This window comes from Pseudoalteromonas sp. B160 (genome assembly GCF_037162485.1).
GTDB lineage: Bacteria > Pseudomonadota > Gammaproteobacteria > Enterobacterales > Alteromonadaceae > Pseudoalteromonas > Pseudoalteromonas rhizosphaerae.
The window spans coordinates 3,243,764-3,260,867 of the sequence record NZ_JARLUX010000001.1 but is presented as its reverse complement, the minus strand read 5'-3'; the positions used below and the strand labels follow the sequence as shown (position 1 = coordinate 3,260,867).

At 41.8% G+C, this 17,104-nt stretch carries 14 protein-coding genes and 1 pseudogene; 1 reads left to right on the top strand and 14 read right to left on the bottom strand.

The features are described from left to right. Nucleotide 1 precedes the first annotated feature (1 nt). The gene (locus P4S61_RS15335) at nucleotides 2-1,072 is read left to right on the top strand and encodes an efflux RND transporter periplasmic adaptor subunit (protein ID WP_246175619.1); all 1,071 of its coding nucleotides are present in this window, start codon (nucleotides 2-4) and stop codon (nucleotides 1,070-1,072) included. 62 nt (nucleotides 1,073-1,134) lie between these two features. Here P4S61_RS15335 and P4S61_RS15330 read toward each other — a convergent pair whose 3' ends face one another. The 14 genes and pseudogenes from P4S61_RS15330 to infB all read right to left on the bottom strand — a co-directional run bounded on the left by P4S61_RS15330 (nucleotide 1,135) and on the right by infB (nucleotide 17,079). Next, on the bottom strand, nucleotides 1,135-1,719 hold the full coding sequence (locus P4S61_RS15330) for a hypothetical protein (RefSeq protein ID WP_337118583.1): 585 nt from the start codon (nucleotides 1,717-1,719) through the stop codon (nucleotides 1,135-1,137). Nucleotides 1,720-1,851: 132 nt separating this feature from the next. Next, nucleotides 1,852-2,184: a Na+/H+ antiporter subunit G gene (locus P4S61_RS15325; protein ID WP_145240456.1), complete on the bottom strand. Its 333-nt coding sequence runs from the start codon at nucleotides 2,182-2,184 to the stop codon at nucleotides 1,852-1,854. Nucleotides 2,185-2,195: 11 nt separating this feature from the next. Further along, nucleotides 2,196-2,465 carry a K+/H+ antiporter subunit F gene (locus P4S61_RS15320; RefSeq protein WP_016707651.1) on the bottom strand — a complete coding sequence of 90 codons (270 nt, stop codon included), beginning with the start codon at nucleotides 2,463-2,465 and terminating at the stop codon, nucleotides 2,196-2,198. Continuing rightward, nucleotides 2,459-2,995 carry a Na+/H+ antiporter subunit E gene (locus tag P4S61_RS15315; RefSeq protein ID WP_145240454.1) on the bottom strand — a complete coding sequence of 179 codons (537 nt, stop codon included), beginning with the start codon at nucleotides 2,993-2,995 and terminating at the stop codon, nucleotides 2,459-2,461. Before P4S61_RS15315 ends, P4S61_RS15320 begins: the two co-directional genes overlap by 7 nt. Beyond that, on the bottom strand, nucleotides 2,995-4,512 hold the full coding sequence (locus P4S61_RS15310) for a monovalent cation/H+ antiporter subunit D (RefSeq protein WP_337118582.1): 1,518 nt from the start codon (nucleotides 4,510-4,512) through the stop codon (nucleotides 2,995-2,997). Before P4S61_RS15310 ends, P4S61_RS15315 begins: the two co-directional genes overlap by 1 nt. Further along, nucleotides 4,509-4,856 carry a Na+/H+ antiporter subunit C gene (locus P4S61_RS15305; RefSeq protein ID WP_145240450.1) on the bottom strand — a complete coding sequence of 116 codons (348 nt, stop codon included), beginning with the start codon at nucleotides 4,854-4,856 and terminating at the stop codon, nucleotides 4,509-4,511. The genes P4S61_RS15310 and P4S61_RS15305 overlap by 4 nt, the downstream gene beginning before the upstream one ends. Next, nucleotides 4,856-7,647: pseudogene (locus tag P4S61_RS15300) on the bottom strand (monovalent cation/H+ antiporter subunit A). Before P4S61_RS15300 ends, P4S61_RS15305 begins: the two are co-directional and overlap by 1 nt. 213 nt (nucleotides 7,648-7,860) lie before the next feature. After that, nucleotides 7,861-9,072 (bottom strand): hypothetical protein, encoded by a 1,212-nt coding sequence (locus tag P4S61_RS15295; protein ID WP_182718694.1) that lies wholly within the window; start codon nucleotides 9,070-9,072, stop codon nucleotides 7,861-7,863. Beyond that, nucleotides 9,056-9,934: a lipoprotein NlpI gene (gene nlpI, locus P4S61_RS15290; protein ID WP_182731379.1), complete on the bottom strand. Its 879-nt coding sequence runs from the start codon at nucleotides 9,932-9,934 to the stop codon at nucleotides 9,056-9,058. The genes P4S61_RS15295 and nlpI overlap by 17 nt, the downstream gene beginning before the upstream one ends. 137 nt (nucleotides 9,935-10,071) lie before the next feature. Continuing rightward, entirely contained in the window at nucleotides 10,072-12,186 is a 2,115-nt protein-coding gene (gene pnp / locus P4S61_RS15285) for a polyribonucleotide nucleotidyltransferase (protein WP_337118581.1), read from the bottom strand. A 353-nt stretch (nucleotides 12,187-12,539) separates the two neighbouring features. Then, a complete protein-coding gene (rpsO, locus tag P4S61_RS15280; protein ID WP_016707659.1) occupies nucleotides 12,540-12,809 on the bottom strand; it encodes a 30S ribosomal protein S15 in 270 nt (89 codons plus the stop codon). A gap of 108 nt (nucleotides 12,810-12,917) precedes the next feature. Continuing rightward, nucleotides 12,918-13,868 (bottom strand): tRNA pseudouridine(55) synthase TruB, encoded by a 951-nt coding sequence (gene truB / locus P4S61_RS15275; RefSeq protein WP_145240440.1) that lies wholly within the window; start codon nucleotides 13,866-13,868, stop codon nucleotides 12,918-12,920. Beyond that, nucleotides 13,852-14,310, bottom strand: coding sequence for a 30S ribosome-binding factor RbfA (rbfA, locus tag P4S61_RS15270; protein WP_145240438.1), 459 nt, complete (start codon nucleotides 14,308-14,310; stop codon nucleotides 13,852-13,854). The genes truB and rbfA overlap by 17 nt, the downstream gene beginning before the upstream one ends. A gap of 111 nt (nucleotides 14,311-14,421) precedes the next feature. Continuing rightward, nucleotides 14,422-17,079, bottom strand: coding sequence for a translation initiation factor IF-2 (infB, locus tag P4S61_RS15265; RefSeq protein WP_182731377.1), 2,658 nt, complete (start codon nucleotides 17,077-17,079; stop codon nucleotides 14,422-14,424). Between the last annotated feature and the right edge of the window lie 25 nt (nucleotides 17,080-17,104).

The window sequence follows — 17,104 nt, the reverse complement described above, 5'->3', positions numbered from 1 at the left end:
CATGAATAGAATTAAACTAGCCATGCAGTCTTTCATCCTATGTAACTGTTTATTTATAGCACCTGTTTTTGCCGTTATTCCTGTGACTGTTGCACAGGTCACTAAAGCGCCGTTAACCAGTGAAATAGAAGTTAATGGTACACTGTTTGGCAAAGACGATGTTACTTTAACAGCAGGCATTAGTGGCCGTCTTATCTATGTTGCCGAGCCTGGCAGCGTGATTAAGAAAAATGATATTTTAGTTCGTATGGATACCTTACCTTTAGAATTAGATAAAGCACGCCAAGAAGAAATGCTCAATCGCGCTAATATTAATTTACGTTTATATCAACAAGACCTAAAACGCTTAAAAGAGTTAGAAAAATCTAGCAGCGCCGCACTAAGCCAAGTAGAAGAAGTGCAAAATAAGCACGATCTGGCTCGCTCTGACATAGCACTTGCGAAGATCGAACTTAAAGTAATCGATGACAAACTAACAAGAGCAACTATTCGTGCGCCATTTGCTGGCGTTGTAAGCGAGCGCTTTAAGCGCGCAGGTCGTGAAATAAACCGTGCTGATGAGTTACTTACGCTACTTGATATCCATCATTTAGAAGTACGTATATATGTACCCGTTAGATACTTAAAATATTTACGAACAGGCATAGAACTTCCCATTAAAGCGGGTGACTTATCGCAACCAGAAACAGCTGCAGCAATAATAACTGCGGTAATTCCATCTACAGATCCACGCTCTCAGACAGTTGAAATACGCGCCAATTTACAAGCAGATGCACAACACGCTTGGGCAATTGGCCAACTTGTTGATGTAACCGTGCCATTGACCAGCAAAAATCCGGTATTATTGGTAAATCGAGATGCGTTAATCATCCGTAAGCAAGGCATACATGTGGTTAAAATTGATGCGAAAAGTCAAGCGATAAAAATACCTGTAACCGTTGGCAGTGGAAAAGGGCCACTTGTCGAAGTCTCGCCAATTGCAGATAACGGTTTAAATGCAGGAGATAACGTGGCTGTGCGTGGTGCTGAACGTTTACAAACAGGGCAAGATGTCGAGATACAGATAAAATAATCAGAACTCTAACTAGTAGGCCGTCTCATCCAGCAACTTTTCCCAAAGTTGCTGGGTACAACTCAGTATTTACAGCCAAATCCACTGATATCTATTGGTTTAATTTGTTCGCCTTTACCACTGTGATCGTCATGCTTGATGATTAAGGTATTCGCTTTTTCACTAAATGTGAACGACCCTAACCAATCGAGGGTGGCTATCGGTGTTAAACTATAAAAGCCATTTTTATCAGTGCATTGATAAGAAAAATAATGCGTTGCTTTGCCAAACGCGCCAACATCCGAGGTATACACACTAATATTCCCCTGTTGCCGGTAGTCGTCGGCTTGAGTGCCAACCACTAGATACAATGCACTAATGATTGCTAGGACAATAAATTGGATCCCTGCCAATATAAAAAAGCTGATATCAAATAATTTAGCATACCAAACTCGGGGCTCGTCATGATGGGGATGACCGTGGCTTGCTAACAAAAAGCCACCGATAGTCACCAATATTAATTTAATCGGCATCATATAAGCACTGAGTAAATACATGCTTTTTGCATTATGCCATTGCAGCCCAAAAGCCGTTGGTATAAATAAACTATCTAGCAACGGCAATAATATCAGCAAGCACGCGATAATAAGTTTTTTATGTTTTAGCATTTATAAGTGATGGCAGTTGATGATAGGTTTGAGTGTACAAATAAAAATCGTGAATAAAAAGCCCGTTAAAGTAACTTAACGGGCTGATATTAATCTTCAATCTTCAATCTTCAATCTTCAATCTTCAAAAAATTAATCGTCTTCGATGTTATCCAAACCTTTGGTGCCATCCTTAGCTTTTAGTTTATGGTGTATTGCTGATTTTATTAGCATGTAACCGCTGATCGGTGCGGTGATCAATAAGAAAATTGAGATCAATAATTCTTTGACACTAACGCCATCTTGCGTGTTACTAAAAAATACCATCGCGGCGATTAGCATTCCAGCCATGCCAAGGGTTGTTGCTTTTGTAGGACCATGCAGACGCATAAAAAAGTCCGGCATTTTGATAAGGCCTATCGAGCCTATTAATATAAATGCACCACCGATTAATAATAATATAGAAACTATCCATTCACTGATCATGTTATTACCCTTTATTCGATGATGTCGCCACGTAACAAGTACTTACATACCGCTACTGTACTTACAAAGCCAAGCATCGCGATTAACAGTGCAGCTTCAAAATACAACCCTGTGCCCATACTCATACCGTATAAAATAATTAACGCTATGGTATTAATATACATAGTATCTAGCGCTAAAATGCGATCAGGTACCGAAGGGCCTACCACCAAACGCCATAAGTTAAGCAGTAACGATAAACCAATCATTGCAAAAACAATTAAAAAGACCGTTTCTAACATTGAAATATCTCCTTAAGAGGTGCTTCGTAACGTTGTTTAATGGTGTCGATCAATGCTTGTTCGTCATCTAAATCTAATACATGAATAAGCAAATAACGCTGCGTTGGTTGCTCACCCTCAGCGAGAGATTCAGGTATCGGATATACCTCTGCACTTACGGTGCCCGGTGTGAGCGATACTGTGCTTGCCAAAATAGTTATAGGCATAGCATGGCTGAGCTCTATTGGTACTTTTACAAACGCGGGACGCAGTTTTTTAACTGGCCCAAGAATAAGCAATGCGACTTGCATATTGGCGGTAATAATGTCGTACATCACGATAATTAACTGCTTTAGCGCTAAACCAGGCTTAATAATAAGCGGTTGCGGTTCGCGAAATGGAAAACTGACTAAAGGAATTAAAATAGCGAATATCACAGCCAACACTATATGACCTGCCGATACGCTGTTATTAAGTAGCAGCCATACGACAAACAATAATGCACTGCGAAAAGGTGTTGGTAACCAACGAAAACGTGATTCTAAACGCATTATAAGCCCCCTCCAAGTACCGTATTGATACCACCGGTAATATCATGCAATTGCGTAGCAGCAGCAATCATATATTCACTTACTGCGCCGCCAAAGATCACTAACAAAGGCAAACAAACTAATAAAGCAATTATTGCCGTGATCTGCAATGGATGCGCTTTTACTCCTTCAGTCGGTTCACAGTCTTGGTGTTTGCGTTCCCAAAACAAGGTAGTACCCGCTCGAGATAATGCGACCAATAATGCAAAGCTGGCAAGCAAGTAAACAGGCCAAAATAGCAATGCTTTTTCGCTATCTAAGGTGGTTTTTAAAATCCACACTTTACCAATAAACCCTGACAGTGGTGGCATGCCGACTACAGCTAAAGCAGCAATAATAAAGCACGTGCCTAATAAGTATGGTTGCGCTACGCCGCGTCCTGGCGCAAAACGATCCGCAACTTTACCACGCTGATGAGCAATCAGGTCGGCCACTAAAAATAATGCCGCGCACACTAAGGTTGAATGCACTAAGTAATACAACAGCGCCGCTGTGGCATTAATGTTTTGTAATGCGACTAAGGCGACTAACGTCCCCACCGATACAATCACTAAATTAGCAGTGAGCTTACGTAAATCTTGCGCGGCAACAACACCAATGGAGCCAACTATAATAGTTGCAACGGCCAAGCCCCACAACCATGGTTGTGCCATGTGTGCAAGTTGTCCTGCTTCATCACCAAAGATAACGGTATAGACACGCAGCATTGCGTATACACCCACTTTAGTCATAATTGCGAATAATGCTGCCACCACAGGCATTGCACTAGCGTAAGTATTGGGTAACCATAAGTGCAGTGGTAACAATGCGCCTTTTAGCGCAAAAACAACCAGCAGTAATAACCCACCAATTTTTGCAAGGTAGACGTCATCGCCCTGTAACTGCGACACTTTTTGTGCCATATCGGCAATATTCAAGGTGCCTAATACACCATATAAAATACCCAGTGCAATCAAAAACACACTCGATCCAATCAGGTTTAAACTCACGTATTGAATGGCTGATCGCGTTTTGTGTTTATCACCGTCATGCATTAGTAATGAGTAGGAAGCAATTAACAGCACTTCAAAAAATACAAACAGGTTGAATAAATCCCCTGTTAAAAACGCACCGTTAACACCCAGTACTAAAAAGTGTACTAAAGGATGAAAAAAGCCCCCTTTTTCATCATCTCCCATACAGCTGTAAACAGTAACAGCCAAACCTAGAAATGACGTTAGTAACACCAGTAGGACTGACACTAAATCAGCAACCAGCACGATCCCAAATGGGGCTTGCCAGCCGCCGATGGCATACACAATAATGCCTGACTGGAAAACTTGCCATAATAATAGCGCACTGACGAAAGTGTTTAATAATGCCATGACTACAGAGGCAACACGACGAATAGGAATACTTTTCCCACAGGGAGGTAACAGTAAAATAATGCCGGCAAGCATAGGTAATAAAATTGGCCAAGAAGCTAGATGCTGGATCATTTGTGCTCCTTGTGTTCAATTTTACCTAAGTGACCATCTACATGATCATTTCCTAAATCAGCACGACCACGAATTGCCAAAATCACGACAAAGGCGGTCATTGCAAAACCAATTACAATAGCTGTCAATACCAACGCTTGCGGCAGCGGATCGGCATAGTCAGTGCCTGTACCAAGCACGACGGCTTTATTAATAGTTAAGCGCCCCGCAGAGAATAAAAATAAGTTCACTGCGTATGACAGCATCGTTAACCCTAATACTACCGGAAAAGTCCGTGCTCTTAGGATCAAGTACACCCCACAAGTCACCAGTACACCAACGCATGATGCGTATAACAGTTCCATTAAATATTTACCTCTTTCTTAGGTGTATCTGCGGTTAACTTACCTAGGCTTGCGAGTATCATTAAGGTCGCGCCGACTACGGTCATGTAAACACCTAAATCAAATACGATGGCACTGGCCAGTTCTACTTTGCCGATAAATGGCACATCAAAATATTCAAACCAAGTGGTTAGAAACGGTCGTCCAAATGCCCAACTTCCTAGCCCTGTTAACATTGCAATGGCGATACCCGAGGCAATGATCTTTCGATAGTTCACATCAAAGCGCTCAGAGATCCAAATTGAACCATGAGCCATATACTGCAAAATAAAGGCAATTGCAGTGACTAACCCGGCAATAAAGCCCCCACCAGGTAAGTTATGACCGCGCAAAAAGATATACGCAGAGACTAATAACGCCAATGGCAATAAACTTTGTGAAATACTGGCTAATAACAGAGGATGACGTTCTCGCGCCCAAGGGCGACCTTCACTGTCACTGGCTGGCATAAACAATGGTAAATTAGTTAATACTTTATAAATACCTAATGCTGCAATCCCCAGTACCGTGATTTCCCCTAGAGTATCAAAGCCCCTGAAATCAACCAAAATAACGTTTACGACGTTGGTACCGCCTCCGCCAGTTTTTGCATTGGCGATAAAGAAATCTGAAATTGACTCAAGCGGACGCGTTAATAATGCATAACAAATACTGGCAATAACCACCCCCACTGCTGAGGCAATCCCTAAATCACGTAAAATACGTAATGAACTCGACTCTTTAGGTGTGCGTTGCGGTAAGAAGAATAATGCCAGCATTAATAAAATGACTGTCACTACCTCTACGGTTAACTGTGTAAGCGCTAAATCGGGCGCTGAGAAGCGAGTAAATGCCACTGAAACCATTAACCCAACGATTGATATCATCAATAACGATACCATCCGTGAGCGATGCCAAATCACAGTGCTAATGGCACCGATGATCATTAAACCTGCACCAATGGCATTATGAAAATCGATCGGCGTACGTGGCGCAGTACCCGCCAAAGCGTTCATTTCAAACAATGGCCAACCAGCACACAACAATACGACCCCCAACATCACAACAATGTAACGTTGCAGAGAACCATTTTCGGTGCTGCTGATTTTTCTTGACTCCACTTAATGATCGTATAGACAAACCGCTCAAAGGTTTTTTTAGCATTTAATGGAGGTAGTGATGCTTGAAACTTAAATAAGTGCTTGCGCTGAATATATATAAATACACCGCCCACGACAGCCATCGCACTCATAAGCAATGGTAAATTAAAACCATGCCAAATTGACAGTTTAAACTGTGGTGTCGCTTCCCCAAGGACTGCTAGCGACGCCGCTGACAAAATACCATCAACCACAAAGTTTGGAAACATACCGACTAGTAAACACAACACAACTAGTATTTCGATTGGCACACGCATATAGCGAGGAGGCTCATGCGGTGTTTTTGGTAAATTGATTGGGTCGCCATTAAAGAATACATCGTGAATAAAGCGTGCCGAATATGCCACAGAAAAAGCAGCCGCTAGAGTTGCTAATACAGGAATAAGCCACGACATAGAACCTAGTATTTGTTGATGTAAGGTTTCTGCAAAAAACATTTCTTTTGACAAGAAACCATTTAATAGCGGCACCCCAGCCATTGCCGCTGCAGCAACCATTGCCAGTGTCGCTGTATAAGGCATAAATCGCCACATACCATTGAGCTTACGCATATCTCGCGTACCAGTTTCATGGTCAATAATACCGGTGGCCATAAATAATGATGCTTTAAACGTTGCATGGTTAATAATATGAAATATTGCCGCTACTGTGGCAAGTTCAGTATCTAACCCAAGTAATAAAGTGATCAAACCTAAATGGCTAATGGTTGAATACGCCAGCAGCCCTTTTAAATCATGCTTAAATAAAGCGATGTAGGCGCCGACCAATAACGTTGTTAAGCCGGTCATGGCAACCAAAATAAACCAGATATCTGTTCCAGCTAACGCTGGATAAAAACGTGCAAGCAGGAAGATACCGGCTTTTACCATAGTCGCTGAATGCAAATAGGCACTCACTGGCGTTGGGGCTGCCATTGCGTGCGGTAACCAAAAATGAAATGGGAATTGAGCTGATTTAGTAAATGCACCTAGCAATACCAACACTAATGCAACTTCGTATAAGTCATGTGACTGGATCAATGTTTTGCTAGCTAAAATAACGTCTAGATCATAGCTACCAACAATATCACCAAGCAGTAGTAAGCCGCCTAGTAGAGCTAATCCACCGGCTCCAGTGACTGCTAATGCCATACGTGCCCCTTTGCGGGCCTCTGATTTATGCCACCAAAAACTGATTAACAAAAATGAGCTAATACTGGTTAATTCCCAAAACAGCCATAGTTGAATCACGTTATTCGACATCACAATACCGAGCATTGCAGTCATAAACAGCATTAAGTAACAGTATAATTTTGGCATCGAGTCATTATTACTTAGGTAATAACGAGTATAAAAAATAACCAGCAACCCGATCCCTAAGATCATAAAGATAAACAATAAGCTTAAGCCATCTAGGCGAAAAGCCAGCTCCATACCCAGCGCTGGTATCCATTGAGTGGTAAAGCGAATTGTCTCACCCGCTAAAACCGCTGGCGTGTGATAAATCGCAATTGCTAAGGCGCATAAAGGCGCTAGCATAGTTAAGCTCGTAGATTGATTACGAGTCAATTTGCCGGTGCAGGAAGAAATAACACTGCCAATTAAGGATAACAGGGGTATCCAGAGCAAAGTCATAGAGAGAAACCTTTTGAAGTCATAAGAGTATCAATACACTGCTAGTTAGTTTTAGTTTAGTACTGGTCATTTCGGATGGTTTTAATTTTAGCTTCAATAAACGCTTTATAGGTATATAGTTATACTGATCAGCGACGATTTTGTCTATAGTAAGCCCTTCTACCTGCTGTTATTTTGTACTATTTTAGTGCTGACAGCATATTATTTACAACTTTATCCCTCAATATTTTTTTTTGTCATTTTGTTTATAAAGTTCATAGGTGCTTTAAATTGCTGAAAATAGTCGCTAAATCGTAGTGGTTGATAGCTCGGATCAGTAATTTGTTGCAACCATAATTGTTGATAATGCACTGACAAAGGGATTTGTTGATATTGCATTATTGACCAGTTATGACTTGGTTTATATGCTTTAATTGGTGTTTGACAGCTATCACTTAGCTGCCAGCCAGCCGGTGGTGTAAGATCATTGGCAATAAAAAGGTTCGGCGCCACCAAGCCTTTTTGATTACATAACCACGCCTGCTTCGCTGCGGGTAATGGATACTCATCTTCAAAGCCGTTAAAGTGCATCAGCTCATGTAAAAATAAACCGTAATAACTCGCCGAGTTTAAGTGCATTATGCCACCTTGCACATTGCCTGAGCCAGTTGCGGTCATCATCACTATAAAATCAAAGCCCGTTGGCCAAGCTTTATTGTGAGCTAAAGGCTGCCAATCACATTTAGCGGCATGTTGCGGCTGTTGTTGGCAGTTTATGGAGTCCCCTAAATAAATCGGCTTACTAAAACAAAAACTGCCTGAGCTCGGTTGGGGGTGTTGTTGATAACGAATTTTAAATGCATTAAGTTTTGCTAAACCTTGGCGATGATCTGTCATCATCAACACATTAAACTGACACTGCGGTTGCGCTTGCAGCTGTGAAAAGGATAATAAAAATCCCTCATGACTGGCAAAGCTTTGGTCAATACTCGCCGGTGTGGCGCCATGGTGTAATTTTAATTGTTCTGCCGCATGACTTGCAGGCAACAGGTGTTGCTCTGCCAGTGATGTTAAATCATCCCAACGTTCTGATTGCAGTAACAATGCACTGAGTCTGCGGCGCTTATCAACACTTTGCTGAGCCACGCTAACACGCCAAAAAGGTAAAGCCGATTGTGCTTGATCATTTGTTAGTAACCGCAGTGCCCAAGCAAATTGTGCATCTGTAACAGCATTTATAGCTAATAAGTATAAGGTAGCATCAGTCAATGAATTAAGCTGAGCATTAAAATCGTCAATAAAACGATAATAACTAATAAGAATAGAATCTGGGGTATGTTTTACATGCCAAAAGGCAATATCGCGATGCTGATTAACTGAGCTTGGTAAATATCCCAAACTCAGCATAACAACAACGCTAATAAATAATTTAACTGTCGTTTTCACCAGCCATTAACTCAAGCTCTAAACGGGCATATTTATATTCCACAAACTCATGCACATTGGTGGCAAGTGCTAAACGAAAGAAATCTGCGGCTTGATAATCAAGCCCTTTAGCTTGATATATTTTAGCTAAATAAAAGTAAGCTTCGCATAGCCGCTGCGCATATTCTTGTTCAGTTTTAACACCATCGGCAAGACTTGTTAAAAAGCTCTGCTCGCTCATATCGCCCAAATAAAGTGATATTAAACTATACGCCCATTGACTATCATCCAGCCCTTGTGCGTTGGCTTTTAAGTTTGCTATAGCTTGCACAGGATCAGCGCTTGCTTGCGCTAGATAAAGCCATAATACCCGGTAAGGATCACTTGGCGAACGTGATAAAAACTCTTTAAGATCAGCCGCTGCAAGATTTGCTCTATCGCCATAGTAAAGAGCAATACCACGATTTAAGTAGGCATATTCGTGTTGCTCATTGAGTTCTAACGCTGAATCAAAAAATTCATAGGCTTTTTCAAATTGTTGCATCAAGGTATGGTGAATACCTAAAAAGTTATACACTTCGGCTAAATCGGGCTTCAATTGCACAGCACGATTAAAATCAATCCGCGCCAAGGTAGACATACCTAAACTATCAAATAATACGCCACGGTCATAAAATAATTTTGCTTGTTGATCTGGCGCTAGATCAGCACGATTTAATAATTCAGAATAACGAGCTATCGCTATTTCACTACGAAAATCAGACGCTAAAGGCGCAGTGAAAGGCACATTCACAATCGCAGTCGGTTGTGCTTGCGAAGTAGATTGACAGGCGCTTAAAGACAGAATAGCAAACGATGCCAAGGCTATGTGTTTAAGTATCATTAAAATCCTTTATACCAAGATAAGTAGCAAACTGATAGGACAAGTGCTATCCAAAGAGGTTTCATTAAAGCATAAAAAAAGAGGCTATACAGCCCTTTTTATATTATCCAGAGAATATCTGGATTAAATATCAACAATTAAGCGTCAGTTGGTGCATCAGCTGATTCCATTGCTTCTTTGATACTTAAACGTACACGACCTTGACGGTCTACTTCTAGTACTTTAACTTTAACTTCTTGACCTTCAGATAGGTGATCTGTCACGTTATTTACGCGCTCAGTACTGATCTGAGAGATATGCACTAGGCCATCTTTACCAGGAAGAATGTTTACAAACGCACCGAAATCAACGATACGTACAACTTTACCTTCGTAGATAGTACCTACTTCTAGTTCAGCTGTTAATTGCTCAATGCGGCTAATTGCATTTGCTGCGCTTTCACCGTCTGTTGCTGCAATTTTGATTGTACCGTCATCACCGATTTCAATCGTAGTACCTGTTTCTTCAGTAAGTTGACGAATAGTTGCGCCGCCTTTACCGATAACTTCTGCGATTTTCTTCTGTGGTATCTTCATAGTGTAGATACGTGGAGCAAACATTGAAAGCTCTTCAGATGGTGCAGAAATCGCTTCGTCCATCACACCTAAGATGTGTAAACGTGCAGCTTTTGCTTGTTTAAGCGCAATTTGCATGATTTCTTGAGTGATACCTTCAATCTTGATATCCATCTGTAGTGCAGTGATACCTGCAGCAGTACCAGCTACTTTAAAGTCCATGTCACCTAAGTGATCTTCATCACCTAAGATGTCAGAAAGAACTACGAATTTTTCGTCTTCTTTAACTAGACCCATCGCGATACCCGCAACAGACGCTTTAATTGGCACACCCGCATTCATAAGTGCAAGTGAAGTACCACATACTGATGCCATTGAAGATGAACCATTTGATTCAGTGATCTCAGATACAACACGGATTGAGTAAGGGAACTCAGTCAATGTAGGCATTACAGCTTGGATACCGCGCTTAGCTAGGTTGCCGTGGCCGATTTCACGACGCTTAGGAGAACCTACAAAACCTGTTTCACCTACGCAGAACGGAGGGAAGTTATAGTTAAGCATAAAGTGGTTTTTGTGCGTGCCAGTTAAATCATCTATTAACTGTGAATCACGTTCTGTACCAAGTGTAGCTGTTACCAGTGCTTGTGTTTCACCACGCGTAAAGATTGCAGAACCGTGAGTACGTGGCAATACGCCAGTCATTACGTCAAGTGCACGGATCATATCTGGTTCACGACCATCGATACGTTTTTCGCCAGCAGTGATGCGCCCACGTACGATTTTCTTCTCAAGAGAACCAAATACTTTGCCAACTTCTTGCTTGTCTAGTGACTCGCCTTCAGCAAGCTCAGCTGTTAATACAGCAACAACTTCGTCTTTAGCTACGCCAAGTGCTTCTTTACGAGCCACTTTATCAGTGATGCGGTAAGCTTCGCCTACTTTATCAGCTGCGATTGCTGCTACTTTATCTTCTAAAGCAACGTTCTTTTCAGGTGCTGCCCAATCCCATGTAGGCTTGCCAGCTTCTGCTTTGAATTCGTTAATTGCGTTGATGATAGCTTGAGATTGCTCATGACCATATACAACCGCACCTAGCATAACGTCTTCTGCAAGTACGTCAGCTTCTGATTCAACCATAAGTACTGCGTTATCAGTACCAGCAACAACTAAATCAAGTTGGCTTTCTTCAAGCTCTTTTAGCGTTGGGTTAAGTACGTATTCGCCGTTGATGTAACCAACGCGCGCTGCACCAATTGGACCACTGAATGGGATACCAGAGATAGCAAGTGCTGCTGAAGTACCGATCATCGCAACCATATCAGGTTGAATTTCAGGGTTAACAGAAACAACAGTAGCAATAACTTGTACTTCGTTTACAAAACCATTTGGGAAAAGTGGACGAATTGGACGGTCAATAAGACGTGCAATAAGTGTTTCACCGTCGTTAGGACGACCTTCACGCTTTAAGAAACCACCAGGGATACGACCTGCAGCGTACATACGCTCTTGGTAGTTAACTGTTAGTGGGAAAAAATCTTGGCCAGGTTGTGCTTCACGCTTACCAACAACAGTAACTAATACTGATGTGTCGCCAATACTTGCTAGTACTGCGCCGTCTGCTTGACGAGCGATTGCACCGGTTTCTAGGGTAACTGTATGTTGACCTAGTTGAAATTCTTTAATAATTGCTTGCACTTAAAATGTTCCTTAAATGTGTTCTAATAAGTTACCATCAAAGTACCAATTACAGTACATAATTGTATTCAGTTGGAAATCAATTAAGTACTACAATTGGCAATGATGTGAATAAGCGTAGATAAACCTTTTTATCTACGCGCATAGTATATAACAAAGTAATGCAAAATTGCGAGCTTAGTCCCTAGATAAAAGTGGTGATAATAGGCGCGCTAAAAAGTGTGCTTTGCTGTCACTAACTATGTGGCTTTTATTTGATATTTCAAGAGAATTAATTGTTGTGGACAGAGAGAGTGAGAAATTTCAGGCACAAAAAAAGGAGCTATAAAGCTCCTTTCTATGTAATCTAGTTCTTAGCGACGTAGGCCAAGTTCTTGGATTAACGCAGTATAACGTGCAATGTCTTTACCTTTAAGGTAATCAAGCAGTTTACGGCGAGTGCTTACTTTACGAAGCAGACCACGACGTGAGTGGAAGTCATGCTTGTGATCAGCAAAGTGACCTTGAAGCTTGTTGATATCAAAAGTAAGAAGTGCAACTTGTACTTCAGGTGAACCAGTGTCGCCTTCTGCACGTGCGAATTTTGCGATGATATCGATCTTTTCTTGATTGCTTAGTGACATAGTAACTCCAAAAATAAAATTTAAAAGGTGTCTTAGCCGATCACTAATTCAGCCAAAACGATTAGCGGGCGTATTCTACCAGCTACGGCAATAACTACAAGCTAAACTTTACGCTGTTGTTTCTTGCTGATTTGATAAGCCACGTTTTGACTTTAAATGGCCATCAGGATTACGTTCACCAGTGCCAATAAACACACCATCAGCGAGCACTTTAATTGCCCCTTCTGGCAGTTCAATATCAAGTACAACCGCCTGACCATGGCTAAAAGAACTACCTTGCTCTTTACTGAGCTCAACCACAGGTAGACCAACTAATGCGGTGTCCATTGGCAGTAATAGTTCATCAAGATAAGTAGAAGGCGTAAGCTCTTCTTGTTTCGCTTTTACTAATAACGCTTCTAACTGCTCAAGTGACACCATTTTGTCAGCAGGGTAATGCCCTACCGCACTGCGATGCAACATGATCACATGCGCGCCACAACCCAGGTTTTCGCCTAAGTCATCGACGATAGTACGAATATAAGTACCTTTTGAAACATGGGCGGTCATTTGCACTTCGTTATTAGCTTCATCGAACTCATCTAGTGTTAAACTAAATACGTTGATTTTTCTGCACTTGCGAGGTACTTCAATGCCTTCACGCGCATATTTATATAAAGGTCGGCCTTCATATTTTAACGCTGAATACATTGACGGGTATTGATCTGACTCACCTAAAAACTTAGCAATTTCTTCGCTAAGTTGCTCAGCCGTCACATTGACATCTTTAGTACTGACAATTTCACCATCAGAATCTGATGTTGTCGTACGTTCACCTAATTTAGCGCGAACTACATAGGTTTTGTCAGTATCGAGTAAAAACTGAGTAAATTTAGTCGCTTCACCAAAACAGATAGGCAGCATACCCGTTGCAAGCGGATCAAGGGCACCGGTGTGCCCCGCTTTTTGTGCAAAATACACACTTTTAGCTTGCTGTAGCGCTTTATTTGATGAAATGCCTATTGGTTTGTTTAACAACAAAATACCGTCAACTGGACGGCCTTTACTGCGCTTTGCCATCTGTATTAGTGCCTTCTTCGCTGTCTGTTTCGTCGATATGCTCTGCATCATCTACGCTATCAACTTCGTCATCTACATGCTTTGCTTTATCTTCACGAATAATAGAATCAACAAGGTTTGAAATACGCATGCCTTCCATCAGTGAATTATCAACCACAAACTTAAGCTCTGGCATAATACGGGCACGAATGCGTTTGCCAAGTAGTGAGCGAATATAACCGGTCGCTTCATTTAATACTTTAGCACTTTGCTTTGCAGCATCTTCATCTTGGGTGTTAAACACAGTAATAAAGATTTTTGCATAAGATAAATCACGTGATACTTCTACAGCAGATACTGTAACCATACCTAAACGTGGATCTTTAATTTCACGTTGCAAAATAACAGCAATTTCTTTTTGAATTTGCTGAGCAACACGATCAGTACGAGAAAACTCTCTCATTAGACTCTACTCTAAAAATTATAACTCATTGAGAAATATAAATAAGTTATTTAAATAATGGATACACAAATGGGGGCTGAGCCCCCATTTATTATCTTAGCTTACGAACAATTAAAGTGTACGTTGTACTTCAACTGTTTCGAATACTTCGATTTGGTCACCAACGCGAACGTCGTTATAGTTCTTAACGCCGATACCACATTCCATGCCGTTACGAACATCAGCAACATCGTCTTTAAAGCGACGAAGTGACTCAAGCTCACCCTCGTAGATAACCACGTTATCACGAAGTACACGAATTGGTGCGCTACGTTTAATAACACCTTCAGTAACCATACAACCAGCGATAGCGCCAATTTTAGGTGACTTGAACACGTCACGAACTTCAGCTAGACCAATGATCTCTTGCTTGAACTCTGGTGCTAACATACCAGACATAGCTTGCTTCACTTCGTCAATCAAGCTATAGATAACGCTGTAGTAACGTAAGTCTAAGTTCTCAGACTCAATTACTTTACGTGCCGATGCATCAGCACGAACGTTAAAGCCAACCACGATTGCATTAGATGCTGCAGCAAGGGTTGCGTCAGTTTCAGTGATACCACCTACGCCTGAGCCTACAATCTTCACTTTAACTTCATCTGTTGACAGTTTAGTCAATGAATCAGAGATTGCTTCGATTGAACCTTGAACGTCTGCTTTAAGTACCACATTAACTTCAGATACATTGCCTTCAGTCATGTTAGTAAACATGTTTTCAAGCTTCGCTTTTTGCTGACGTGCTAGTTTAACATCACGGAATTTACCTTGACGGTAAAGTGCAACTTCACGGGCTTTACGCTCGTCTTTAACTACAGTTGCTTCGTCGCCCGCTGCTGGAATACCAGATAGACCTAAAATCTCAACTGGGATTGAAGGACCTGCAGACTTGATGTCTTTACCGTTTTCATCGCGCATTGCACGAACACGACCATACTCAAGACCACATAATACAATGTCACCTTGGTTAAGCGTACCAGATTGTACAAGGATAGAAGCAACTGGACCACGGCCTTTATCAAGACGAGATTCAATAACAACACCAGCAGCCATACCCACAGTTGGAGCAGTAAGTTCTAACAACTCAGATTGGTTTAATACCGCTTCAAGAAGGTCATCAATACCTAAACCAGTTTTAGCAGAAATATGCACATACTGTGTATCACCGCCCCACTCTTCAGGAATAACGTCTAGTTGAGCAAGCTCATTCTTAACGCGATCTGGGTCTACGCCTTCTTTATCCATTTTGTTAACAGCGATAATTAAAGGAACACCAGCTGCACGCGCATGCTGAACCGCTTCTTTAGTTTGTGGCATTACACCATCATCTGCTGCAACCACTAGGATTACGATATCTGTTGCTTTAGCACCACGAGCACGCATTGACGTAAACGCCGCGTGACCAGGAGTATCCAAGAAAGTGATCATGTTACCATTTACGTCAACATGATAAGCACCGATATGCTGTGTGATACCACCGGCTTCGCCAGAGGCCACTTTTGCTGAACGAATATAATCAAGCGTTGACGTTTTACCATGGTCAACGTGACCCATTACAGTTACTACTGGCGCACGTGGCTCAGATTTACCATCTTCATGACGGTCATTTAGTACTGTTTGCTCTAATTCGTTTTCTTTAACAATGATAACTTTGTGGCCCATTTCTTCTGCAACTAACTGTGCAGCTTCTTGGTCGATCACTTGGTTAATGGTAACCATGTCACCCATTTTCATCATTGTTTTTACAACTTCAGCGCCCTTAACGGCCATGCGTGATGCAAGCTCAGCAACTGTAATTGTTTCGCTAATACGCACTTCGTTTTTCACGTCAACCGTTGGCTTTTGGAAGCCATGTTGTAATGAAGCTGGTGCTTTTAGCTTGCTTTTCTTGCCTCTTGAAGGAACAAATTTCTCCTTCGCTGGGGCTTTTTTCTTTTTCTTAGCACGGCGTGTGCCTTGCTCATCACGCGCATCAGCAACATCTTCTGCTTCACGTGCGTAAGTAGAAGTCGTAAGGTGGTGATCAGCGGTTTCTTCGCGCTTCTTACGTTCTTCTTCTTCTTTCTTCCAGCGAGCTGAATTTTCTTCTGCTAGCTTTCTTGCCTCTTCTGCTTGACGTTTCGCTTCTTCTTCAGCTTTCTTCAATGCGGCCTCTTCTGCTTCTCTTTGCAGACGCTCAGCTTCAACGCGATCTTTTTCAGACTTCGCGGTTTGTTCTGGGGTCATCTGCTTCTGTTTTGCTACACGTTCAGCATCTGCTTTACGTTTAGCTTCTTCTTTCACTTTACGGTCAGCCTCTTCTTTGGCTTTGCGCTCTGCGTCTTGTTTTGCTTTAAGCTCAGCTGCTTCTTTTGCAGCTTGTTGCTCAAGTTCACGACGAGCGGCTTCTTCTGCTGCTATACGCGCTTGCTCTTGCTCTTGCTCAACCGCGCTTTTCTTCACGTAAGTACGTGTTTTACGTACTTCAACTTGAACTGACTTTGCTTGACCTGTAGAACCCGTCACACTTAATGTGCTTTTGCTCTTACGTTGCAATGTCATACGTGCTGGGCCATCTGAGCCTGTGCCGCCGTGCTGCTTGCTTAAATGATCAAGTAACTTTGCTTTTTCAGCTTCAGTTACATTATCACCCGCTTGCTTAGTGATACCGGCTTGCGATAATTGTTGAAGCAATTTATCAACAGTTGTACCAATATCCCCAGCTAGTTTTTCAACATTTACTTCTGCCATAGTCTCTAATACCTCCGTTAATAAC

Excerpts from the sequence above, each read along its gene's own strand:
- P4S61_RS15335 (WP_246175619.1), top strand. The coding sequence starts at position 2 with ATGAATAGAATTAAACTAGCCATGCAGTCTTTCATCCTATGTAACTGT.
- P4S61_RS15330 (WP_337118583.1), bottom strand. The coding sequence starts at position 1,719 with ATGCTAAAACATAAAAAACTTATTATCGCGTGCTTGCTGATATTATTG.
- P4S61_RS15325 (WP_145240456.1), bottom strand. The coding sequence starts at position 2,184 with ATGATCAGTGAATGGATAGTTTCTATATTATTATTAATCGGTGGTGCA.
- P4S61_RS15320 (WP_016707651.1), bottom strand. The coding sequence starts at position 2,465 with ATGTTAGAAACGGTCTTTTTAATTGTTTTTGCAATGATTGGTTTATCG.
- P4S61_RS15315 (WP_145240454.1), bottom strand. The coding sequence starts at position 2,995 with ATGCGTTTAGAATCACGTTTTCGTTGGTTACCAACACCTTTTCGCAGT.
- P4S61_RS15310 (WP_337118582.1), bottom strand. The coding sequence starts at position 4,512 with ATGATCCAGCATCTAGCTTCTTGGCCAATTTTATTACCTATGCTTGCC.
- P4S61_RS15305 (WP_145240450.1), bottom strand. The coding sequence starts at position 4,856 with ATGGAACTGTTATACGCATCATGCGTTGGTGTACTGGTGACTTGTGGG.
- nlpI (WP_182731379.1), bottom strand. The coding sequence starts at position 9,934 with ATGATACTTAAACACATAGCCTTGGCATCGTTTGCTATTCTGTCTTTA.
- rpsO (WP_016707659.1), bottom strand. The coding sequence starts at position 12,809 with ATGTCACTAAGCAATCAAGAAAAGATCGATATCATCGCAAAATTCGCA.
- truB (WP_145240440.1), bottom strand. The coding sequence starts at position 13,868 with ATGGCAAAGCGCAGTAAAGGCCGTCCAGTTGACGGTATTTTGTTGTTA.
- rbfA (WP_145240438.1), bottom strand. The coding sequence starts at position 14,310 with ATGAGAGAGTTTTCTCGTACTGATCGTGTTGCTCAGCAAATTCAAAAA.
- infB (WP_182731377.1), bottom strand. The coding sequence starts at position 17,079 with ATGGCAGAAGTAAATGTTGAAAAACTAGCTGGGGATATTGGTACAACT.